This is a genomic window from Allobosea sp. (assembly GCF_030694325.1).
In the GTDB taxonomy this organism is placed as follows: domain Bacteria; phylum Pseudomonadota; class Alphaproteobacteria; order Rhizobiales; family Beijerinckiaceae; genus Allobosea.
Map to the genome: position 1 here is coordinate 1 of NZ_JAUXYO010000186.1, position 9,406 is coordinate 9,406.

10 protein-coding genes are annotated in these 9,406 nt (G+C 68.2%); 5 read left to right on the forward strand and 5 right to left on the reverse strand.

Annotated features, from left to right (window positions below):
* The first annotated feature begins 22 nt into the window (after nt 1–22).
* Entirely contained in the window at nt 23–1,096 is a 1,074-nt protein-coding gene (gene purM / locus Q8M82_RS11795) for a phosphoribosylformylglycinamidine cyclo-ligase (RefSeq protein WP_305691543.1), read from the forward strand.
* Between the two features lie 147 nt (nt 1,097–1,243).
* The gene (gene purN, locus Q8M82_RS11800; protein ID WP_305691544.1) at nt 1,244–1,876 is read left to right on the forward strand and encodes a phosphoribosylglycinamide formyltransferase; all 633 of its coding nucleotides are present in this window, start codon (nt 1,244–1,246) and stop codon (nt 1,874–1,876) included.
* Here the strand turns inward: purN and Q8M82_RS11805 are convergent.
* Nucleotides 1,804–2,592: a helix-turn-helix transcriptional regulator gene (locus tag Q8M82_RS11805; RefSeq protein ID WP_305691545.1), complete on the reverse strand. Its 789-nt coding sequence runs from the start codon at nt 2,590–2,592 to the stop codon at nt 1,804–1,806. The two genes, purN and Q8M82_RS11805, sit on opposite strands and share 73 nt — an antisense overlap.
* Nucleotides 2,593–2,707: 115 nt before the next feature.
* On the opposite strand from Q8M82_RS11805, the gene Q8M82_RS11810 reads away from it, so the two are divergent.
* Complete coding sequence (locus tag Q8M82_RS11810) at nt 2,708–3,430, forward strand: glutathione S-transferase family protein (protein ID WP_305691546.1); 723 nt, start codon at nt 2,708–2,710, stop codon at nt 3,428–3,430.
* Here the strand turns inward: Q8M82_RS11810 and Q8M82_RS11815 are convergent.
* Nucleotides 3,414–3,776, reverse strand: coding sequence for a hypothetical protein (locus Q8M82_RS11815; protein ID WP_305691547.1), 363 nt, complete (start codon nt 3,774–3,776; stop codon nt 3,414–3,416). The two genes, Q8M82_RS11810 and Q8M82_RS11815, sit on opposite strands and share 17 nt — an antisense overlap.
* A gap of 100 nt (nt 3,777–3,876) precedes the next feature.
* Entirely contained in the window at nt 3,877–5,964 is a 2,088-nt protein-coding gene (locus Q8M82_RS11820) for a molybdopterin-containing oxidoreductase family protein (RefSeq protein ID WP_305691548.1), read from the reverse strand.
* Nucleotides 5,965–6,148: 184 nt separating this feature from the next.
* On the opposite strand from Q8M82_RS11820, the gene Q8M82_RS11825 reads away from it, so the two are divergent.
* Entirely contained in the window at nt 6,149–6,973 is an 825-nt protein-coding gene (locus Q8M82_RS11825) for a MipA/OmpV family protein (RefSeq protein ID WP_305691549.1), read from the forward strand.
* A 224-nt stretch (nt 6,974–7,197) separates the two neighbouring features.
* Here Q8M82_RS11825 and ndk read toward each other — a convergent pair whose 3' ends face one another.
* Both ndk and Q8M82_RS11835 read right to left on the reverse strand, forming a co-directional pair.
* On the reverse strand, nt 7,198–7,620 hold the full coding sequence (gene ndk, locus Q8M82_RS11830; RefSeq protein ID WP_305691550.1) for a nucleoside-diphosphate kinase: 423 nt from the start codon (nt 7,618–7,620) through the stop codon (nt 7,198–7,200).
* Between the two features lie 111 nt (nt 7,621–7,731).
* Nucleotides 7,732–8,001, reverse strand: a complete 270-nt coding sequence (locus Q8M82_RS11835; RefSeq protein ID WP_305691551.1) for an SEL1-like repeat protein — start codon at nt 7,999–8,001, stop codon at nt 7,732–7,734.
* Between the two features lie 354 nt (nt 8,002–8,355).
* On the opposite strand from Q8M82_RS11835, the gene Q8M82_RS11840 reads away from it, so the two are divergent.
* The gene (locus Q8M82_RS11840; protein ID WP_305691552.1) at nt 8,356–8,772 is read left to right on the forward strand and encodes a DUF2147 domain-containing protein; all 417 of its coding nucleotides are present in this window, start codon (nt 8,356–8,358) and stop codon (nt 8,770–8,772) included.
* Nucleotides 8,773–9,406 lie beyond the last annotated feature (634 nt).

Genomic DNA, 9,406 nt, shown 5'->3' on the forward strand with positions numbered 1-9,406 from the left:
ACGGAAGCGAGGCGATACCCCCATGAGCAAGCCCGGCGCGAACGGACTGACCTATGCGCAGGCCGGTGTCGACATCGACGCCGGCAACGCGATGGTCGACGCCATCAAGCCCCTCGTGCGGGCGACGCGCCGGCCGGGCGCTGATGCGGAGATCGGCCGTTTCGGCGGGCTGTTCGACCTCAAGGCCGCCGGCTTCCGCGACCCCATCCTGGTCGCGGCCAATGACGGCGTCGGCACCAAGGTCAAGATCGCGATCGAAAGCGGACTGCATGCGACGATCGGCATCGACCTCGTCGCGATGTGCGTCAACGACCTGATCGTGCAGGGCGCCGAGCCGCTGCTGTTCCTCGACTACTACGCGACCGGCAAGCTCGATCCCAAGGTCGGCATCGAGATCGTGCGCGGCATCGCCGATGGCTGCCGCCAGGCGGGCTGCGCGCTGATCGGCGGCGAGACGGCCGAAATGCCCGGCATGTATGCCGAGAAGGACTATGACCTCGCCGGCTTCGCGGTCGGTGCGGCCGAGCGCGGCGCTCTGCTGCCGCGGGCCGATCTCCAGCCGGGCGACGTCGTCTTCGGCCTGCCCTCCTCCGGCGTGCACTCCAACGGGTATTCGCTGGTGCGCAGGATCGTCGCGCTGTCGGGCCTCGCCTGGGACGCGCCCGCGCCCTTCGCGCCGGACACCAGCCTGGCGGAGGCGCTGCTCGTGCCGACGCGGATCTACGTCAAGCCGCTGCTCCAGGCGATCAAGGCCACCGACGGCATCAAGGCGCTGGCCCACATCACCGGCGGCGGCTTCCCCGACAATATCCCACGCGTGCTACCAGAGGGCCTGGGCGTCTCGCTCGATCTCGCGGCGATCCCCGTCCCGCCCGTCTTCGGCTGGCTGGCGCAGGTCGGCGGCGTCGCCGAGCGCGAGATGCTGCGCACCTTCAACTGCGGCATCGGCATGATCGTCGCCGCCGAGTCGGCCAAGGCCGACGAGGTGATGGCGGCGCTCGTGGCGGCGGGCGAGGCTCCGGTGCGGCTCGGCGAGGTCGTGCCCGTCGCGGCCGGCGAGGAGCAGGTCGCCTACCGCGGCAAGCTTGCGCTGTGACGACGAGCGGCCTCCCTCAACCCCTCATCCTGAGGAGCGCTTCGCAGAAGCGCGTCTCGAAGGATGATCGCAGAGGCTTGGAACCTCCTGGAGCATCCTTCGAGACGCGGGCTACGCCCGCTCCTCAGGATAAGGGCTGAGATGACCATGTCCGCGACAGCAACCCCGACCATCCGCCCTCGCGTCGGAATCCTGATCTCGGGGCGTGGCTCCAACATGGTCTCGCTGGTCGAAGCGGCGCGCGCACCCGGCTATCCCGCCGAGATCGCGCTGGTGCTCTCCAATGTGCCCGACGCGCCGGGGCTGGAGCGGGCGGCCGGCTTCGGCATCGCCACCGCCACCGTCGACCATCGCGCCTTCCGCCGGGACCGCGAGGCCTTCGAGCGGGCCATGGACGAGGTGCTGCGCGCCCACCGGATCGATCTCGTCGTGCTGGCCGGCTTCATGCGGATCATGACGGCCTGGTTCGTGCAGCGCTGGGAAGGGCGGATGATCAACATCCATCCGTCCCTGCTGCCGCTGTTCAAGGGCACGCATACCCACCGCCAGGCGCTCGAGGCCGGCGTCAGCGAGCATGGCTGCAGCGTGCATTTCGTCGTGCCCGAACTCGATGCCGGCCCGGTGATCGCACAGGCGAAGGTGCCGGTGCTGCCCGGCGACGACGAGGACATGCTTGCCGCGCGTGTCCTCGCCCAGGAGCATGAGCTCTATCCGCAGGCGCTCGCCGCGGTCGCCTCCGGCCGAGTCGCGCTGGTCGATGGCGCGCTCGTCAGGCGCTGAGCCTGCTCGCGCCGATCTGCGTCCTCCTTGCAGCGCGCCTCCTCCTCCTTCTGCCAACGCCGGAAGAGATCGGCACGGCGGGCGGGATAGCGCTCCTCGCGCGCCACAAGATCGGTGATGCGGTCGGTGCGGAAATGGCGGAAGTCCTGGCGCAATTCGCACCAGGCGATCACGATGCGGACGCGGTCGTAGAAGGTCATGCCGATCGGCCAGATCATGCGCTGCGTGTCCTGGCCGCTCTCGTCGCGGTAGCGGACCTCGAGCTTGCGGCCCTGGCGGATGGCGGCGCGCACGGCGGCGGTATCGACCTGGTCGGTCGGGGCGTCACGTCCATAGAGAGGCGCGAACAGAGCACCGTCGAGCAGGATCGGGCGCAGATGCGGCGGCAAGACCGCTGCGACCTTGCTGACGACATCTTCGGCCGCACGCGCCAGCACCGGGTCGGCGCGCTCGCCGAGCCAGCGCATGCCGACCAGCACGGCCTCGATCTCGTCCGGGGAGAGCATCAGCGGCGGCAGGTCGAAGCCGGCGTCGAGGACATAGCCGATGCCGGCCTCGCCGCGCACGGGCACGCCCTGTCGCACCAGCGCCGCGATGTCGCGGTAGACCGTGCGCACGGAGACGTCGAGTTCGGCAGCCAGCGTCTCGGCCGTCACCGGACGGCGGCGACGGCGCAGGCTCTGGATCATGTCGAGCAATCGTTCGGCGCGCTGCATCTGCGTTCTTCCCGCTGGCCTCGGACGATTGGAGACTGCCGCATCGTGCTGACAAATCCTGTCAGGACTATGTCAGTAGCGTCATATCGTCGTCCTGCGCGATTGGGGGGAGAGCATGATCACGCTGCACCATTTCGGCCCGGCCTTCGGCCTGCCCGACCCGAGCCCGTTCTGCATCAAGGCCGAAATCCTGCTGAAGCTCTCCGGCCTGCCCTACGAGACGCGAATCGGCGATCTGCGCCGGGCGCCCAAGGGCAAGCTGCCGCTGATCGTCGATGACGGTGTCACGATCTGCGATTCGAGCTTCATCCGCTTCCATCTCGAAGAGCGGCACGGCATCGACTTCGACGCCGGGCTCGACGCCGAGCGGCGCGGCGTCCTCTGGGCGCTGGAAAAGATGCTGGAGGACCAGATCTACTGGATCATGGTCGCCGAGCGCTGGCTCGACGACGGCAATTTCGCCCGCGGCCCGGCGCAGTTCTTCAAGCCGGTGCCGGCGCCGCTGCGGCCGCTGGTCTGCGCGCTGGTGCGCCGCAAGGTCCGGCGCAACGTCGACGGCCACGGCATCGGCCGCCACAGCCCGGCGGAGCGGCTGCAGCTCTCGACCCGGGCCCTCGACGCGATGGTGGCGATCCTGGGCGAACGCCCCTTCTTCGGCGGGGACGCGCCGGTCGGCAGCGATGCGGCGCCCGGCGCCTTCCTGATCGCGGCGCTGGCGCCGCTGTTCGATTCGCCGTTCCGCGGGCTGGTCGAGCAGCGGCCGACGCTCACGGCCTATGCCGGCCGGATGCGCGAGCGATTCTTCGGCGGGGAACAGCCGCTCAGATCGGCCGCTTGAGCTTGCAGCGGTCGATGAAGCTCAAGCCCTTCTCGCGCGCCGAATCGTTGAAGTAGCCGGTGTCGCGGAAGGCCTGGATCTCGTCCCGGGTCATCGCCGAGACGGTGCCCTTGGCGTAACAGCTGCAAGGCGTGTGAACCGCCTCGCGCGTCGTGCCCATCAGGCGAGACTGCGTCACCAGGCAGGCGTCGAAGGCGCGCAGCTGGATCATGTAGGGGGTCAGGTTCTTGGCCGTCGGGTCCGGCGGCGGCAGGGCGCTCGTCCCGCTCGCGGCCTGCGCACCGAGCGTCGCCAGCACAGAGATTCCACCGGCCAGCAAGACCGCACCCATCCGCCGCATCGTCATGATTTCGTTCGTCCTTCGAGAGCAGGCGCATCAGTTCCGGTAACGGCCTGCCTGCGCGAGGGATGGTCCATAGCACCGCCGAAAAATCAAGGGTGGGCGGTCACGCCTTTTTGATCCAGACCTTGTTGTCGTGGAAGGCGGCGCCGCCGAAAGGGGCCGGGCCGTCCGCGCCGGTGATGGTGTTGATGCCGCGCCCGTGTTTGTGGGCGGCATTGGGCCAGATCGATTCGGCGATGACGACGCCGCGCACCACGCCCTCGAACAGAACGGCCGCGAGATGGACGCTGCCGCGGCTGTTGCCGACGATGACCTCGTCGCCGGCGGCGATGCCAAGGCGGGCGGCATCGTCGGGGTGCAGCATCAAGGTCGGCCCGACCTCCTTCTTCACGGAGCTCGGGGTCTCGGTGAAGGTCGAGTTCAGGAAGCTGCGGGCCGGGCTGGTCGCGAGGCGGAACGGATGATCGGCGTCGACATTCTCGAGCACGTCCCACTGGTCGGGCAGCGCGGGCATGTCCCGCCAGGGGCCGACCGGGCCGGCATTGGCATTGGGCACCTTCGGCCAGTCGGGCTTGAACCGGAACTTGCGGTCGCGATAGCCGAAGCCGTCGAGATAATGCGCCGTCCGAAAATCCGGCTGCACGTCGAGGAATTCGTTGGCGATCAGCTCGTCGAGCGTGCCGCGACCGCTCTCGCGCATCGTCCAGTCGACGATCTCGCGCGGGGTCATCTCGAAGCCGCGATGCTGCGCGCCCAACCGCTTCGCCAGCGCGCAGATCACGTCATGGTTCGAGCGGCATTCGCCCGCCGGCTCGACCAGCTTGCCGCCCCACATGATGTGCTGGTGGCCGCCGCCCTGGTAGATGTCGTCATGTTCGAGGAACTGCGTCGCCGGCAGCACGATGTCGGCCATCTGCGCCGTCTCGGTCATGAACTGCTCATGGACCACGGTGAAGAGGTCCTCGCGGGCGAAGCCCTGCTTGACCAGTTCCTGCTCGGGCGCGACCGAGACCGGGTTGGTGTTCTGGATGAAGAGCGCCTTCACCGGCCCGCCCTGCCGCAGGGCCTGCGCATCCCCGGTCAGGATGCGGCCGATCTGCGACTGGTCGAGTTCGCGCACCTTTGGATCGCGGACGTCGAGCCCCTCGATCAGGCTCTTGCGCCAGTTGTAGATGCCGCTGTTGCTGTGGAAGGCGCCGCCGCCCTCATATTGCCAGGCTCCTGTAACGGTTGGCACCGACAGCGCGGCATGCATCGAAACGGCGCCGTTGCGCTGGCGGGCAAAGCCGTAGCCCAAGCGGAAGAAGCTCTTCCTGCGCGTGCCGACGAGCGCGGCAAATGCCTCGATCTGGGCGACCTCGAGCCCGGTGATCGCGGCCGCCCATTCAGGGTTACGGCTCTGCAGATGCGCCTCGAGTTCGTCCGGTGCATCGGTATGGGCGGCGAGATAGGCGCGGTCGGCATGGCCGTCGCGGAAGAGGATATGCATGACGGCGCAGGCGAGCGCCGCATCCGTGCCCGGCCGCAGCACCAGGGCGAGATCGGCCTGGGCCAGCGTCGCATTATGGTAGATGTCGATGGCGACGATCTTGGCGCCGCGGGCCTTCCGCGCCTTGATCGCATGGTGCATCACGTTGACCTGGGTGTGCACGGCGTTCGTGCCCCAGATCACGATGCAGTCGGACTGCGCCATCTCGCGCGGATCGGGCCCTGCGAGGCGCCCCGTGCCGGCGATGAAGCCGGTCCAGGCCGTGGTGGTGCAGATCGTCGAATACTGGCCGGAATAGCGCTTGGCGTGGCGCAGGCGGTTGATGCCGTCGCGCATGACCAGGCCCATCGTGCCGGCATAGTAATAGGGCCAGACGGCGTCGGCCCCGTGCTCCGCCTCGATGGCGAGGAAGCGCTGCGCGATCTCGTCCAGCGCCTCGTCCCAGGAGATGCGCGCGAACTGGCCGGAGCCCTTGGGGCCGGTGCGGCGCAGGGGATGCAGCAGCCGGTCGGGATGGTGGATGCGCTCGGCATAGCGGGCGACTTTCGCGCAGATCACGCCGTCGGTGTAGCTCTGGCGCTTGCTGCCGCGGACGCGGCCGATGCTGTGCCCGTCGATGACCTCCACCTCCAGCGAGCAGGCCGAGGGGCAGTCATGCGGGCAGGTCGAGGGGTGATGCGCGATGCGTGGCAATTCGGTCATATCCCCTTCGTAACGCATGGCGAAAAAAAGGAAACCAGCCGGGACGGTGGCCTCCGGCGCTCGATCCCTGCATGGTCGCCGCATCCCGCCGCGCGCGGCCCAGCATCAACCCGGGGTTAATCCTAATGCTTCAAGTTGCGGATCTCTGGTCATGAATGGCGCCTTCGCGCCGGAGTTGAGTGCCATGCGTAGCGTTGCGTTCCTGGCGGGCCTCGTCGCCTGCTGTCTGCTGTCCTCGCCCGAGCGGGCGGCGGCCCAGTCCCCCGACTACACCACCCTCACCTCGCCGCAATCGGCCCAGAACTGGACGCTGACGCTCGGTGCCGGCCTGCATCGCCAGCCCGACTATCTCGGCTCGAACGACTACATCTTCCGGCCGAAGCCGATCATCTCGCTCAGCCGTGGGCTGAAGAGCACCTGGTGGTCGGCCGAGGACGACGCGATCTCGATCGGCTTCTTCTCCGGCACCGCCTGGCGCGTCGGCTTCTCCGGCAATCTGCTCTGGGAGCGGAAGTCGAGCGTCAACCGCGCGCTGATCGGCGTGCCGGACGTCAAGTTCGGGGCCGAGGCCGGCGCCTTCGCCGAGTTCTACCCGGCCTCCTGGCTGCGCGCCCGCGTCGATCTGCGCCGCGGCATCGTCGCCCATGACGGGCTGATCGCGGAGGTGAAGCTCGATGCCTTCGCCCGCATCAACGACACCTGGAAGCTCGGCATCGGCCCGCGCATGACGGTGGCCAGCGCCGATTACGTCCGCACCTATTTCGGCTCGATTCCGGGTGCGGCCGGCACCGGCGGGCTGCTGCAGCGCTTCAACAGCGGCGTCCTGTCCTACGGCGCGATCGCGCAGGCGACCTATAACTGGACCGAGCGGTTCCAGACCACGGCCTATGTCGAATACAAGCACCTCGTCGGCGATGCCGCCAAGTCGCCGATCGTGCGCGGTTTCGGCTCGCGGGATTCGATCACGGTCGGCGTCTCCGCCAGCTACGCCTTCGATCTGGGTTTCTGACACGTCAGGCTGCGGATCGCCGGAAACCGCGCCGTCATCCCGGACAAGCCGCGACAGCGGCGCCGATCCGGGATCCATGCCTGAACCGTTCCGGAAGGGATCCCGGGTCTTCGCTTTGCTGCGCCCGGGATGACAGCGCAGTGGAATCAACCGACATCAAAAAGGGGAGCGGGTCGATCACGACCCGCCCCCCTTCTCCTCGGAAAGCCGAACGGGCTGTCTGATCAGCCGACGATCTCGTTGCCGGCGAAGAACTGCGCGATCTCGACGGCCGCCGTCTCCGGGGCGTCCGAGCCGTGCACGGTGTTCTCGCCGACCGACTCGGCAAAGAGCTTGCGGATGGTGCCCTCGGCGGCATTGGCCGGGTTGGTGGCGCCCATCACCTCACGATACTTGGCGATGGCGTCCTCGCCCTCGAGGACCTGCACGACCACGGGGCCGGAGGTCATGAACTCGACGAGCTCGCCGAAGAAGGGCCGCGCCGAATGGACCGCATAGAAAGTCTCGGCCTGGGCCTTGGTCATCTGGATGCGCTTCTGCGCGACGATGCGCAGGCCGGCCTTCTCGATCACCGCATTGACCGCGCCGGTGAGGTTGCGACGGGTCGCGTCGGGCTTGAGAATGGAGAAGGTACGCTGAACAGCCATCGATGAATCCTCGGGGATTTGCTGGGGCAGAAAAATCTGGGGAACGCGGCGCGCTTATAACCGCGCCCTCCCCGCCCCACAAGGCTCGTCGGCCGCCCCCGCGGACCCGTCTCAATGGCGGGTCAGGAAGGTCCTGGCTTCGCGCAAGGCCTGGGCGACCTGATCGCGCGTCATCTCGAGCGCCAGTTCCTGGCGGTGCGCCGCGGCGCGGCCGCAGCCGCGGGCCTGGGCGACGTTGAACCATTTCTGCGCGGTGACGAGATCGACCGGGATGCCGCGGCCCGACGCATACATCAGACCCAGCTCGTAATAGGCCTCGGCCGAAGCCTCGCTCGGGACCACCAGCGAGGCCGGGATCGCGCTCATTTCCATGCGTGCCATGACAACCACCCTTGTCTTTCGTTGGCGCCGGCCACCCGTCCAAAGGCCCCGGCTCGTGAGGAGGAGACTGGCGGCGGCGCTTAAAGGGCTCGCTAAAATTCGCGATGAATCGAAGCTCAACAAGGAATGAGCGAGCGGTTAAATCAACGCTCGATTCAGCTTTCCATTCCAAAAAACGCAGTCTTTTCAAAGCGCTTTCCGGCAAATGCGAAAGCGCCCGTCAACGGAGGATTCACCCTCCGCTGCGGAAGCGCGCGCGGCGGCGTCGCGACAGGCCCTTGGAAGCGGCCCGGTTCCGGCTTAAGGTTCATATCTGAACCATGCAGCATAGCGTGGTCTGACAGGGAGGTTTTCATGACCATCGGATCGCGTCTTTCGCGCGTCTGCCTCATCCCGCGCGCGAGCCTCGCCGGGCTCGGCCTTCTCGCGCTCGGCCTCGCCTCGGGCACGCCGGCCCAGGCGCAGGACGTTGCCGGCACCTGGCTGCGCGACAGCGGCGCCTCGCGGGTGCGCTTCGCCAAATGTGGCGAGGCGATGTGCGGCACGCTGGCCTGGCTCAAGGATACGAGCGGCCCGGCCAAGGTCGGCCAGCGCATCTTCTACGACATGAAGCCGTCCGGCGACGGCAAATGGACGGGCAGCGCCTTCAATCCCGAGGATGGCAAGACCTACTCGGGCACGATGACGCTGGCCGGCGACAAGCTGACCACCTCCGGCTGCGTGCTGGGCGGGCTGATCTGCCGTTCGGTGACCTGGAACCGGGCGAACTGAACGATTCCCGATCCCGGCGCAGGTGGCTTATCCCCGCGGCGCCGACCCATGCCTATGCTTCCCGCGCTGCACCCGACCAAGGGGGCTGTCGCGAGGCATCGTGCGGCCGGGTGTGGTGGCGGGTTTCGGGAGGCGTCGCCGTTGCAGGCGGGGCTCCCGGAGGCTGATGGGCCGCAAGTCCCCTCGTCAGGGACGAGCGGCCGGGACGCCCAAAATCCCCGCGCGCGGAGCCGGGCGGCGCGAGATCGGCGCTGCATCGACCTCGACATCGACATTCGACATCGGCACGCGGAGTTGGTCCGCGCGCCACCCGGCTCCGCGCATCCCCTATCGGGGGAACTGGTGCGAAACCCCGCGGCTCCCGGCCGGGCGGGGGTTTTGGTGCGCGCGCCTCACGATTGTCCCCCGAAACACCCGCGTCATCCTGGGCGGCCGCAGGCCGACCGGGATCCATCGGAGGGCACCGACCAGCCCGATGATGGATCCCGGCCTGCGCCGCTTCGCGACTTGGCCAGGATGACGGCGTCGAGGAGATTGGCCCCCACCTGCCCCACCCGCGACGTCGTCCCGGGCGCAGCGCAGCGCAGACCCGGGACCCATGCCGGAACCTCGCTCGGAAAAGCTCCGGAATGGA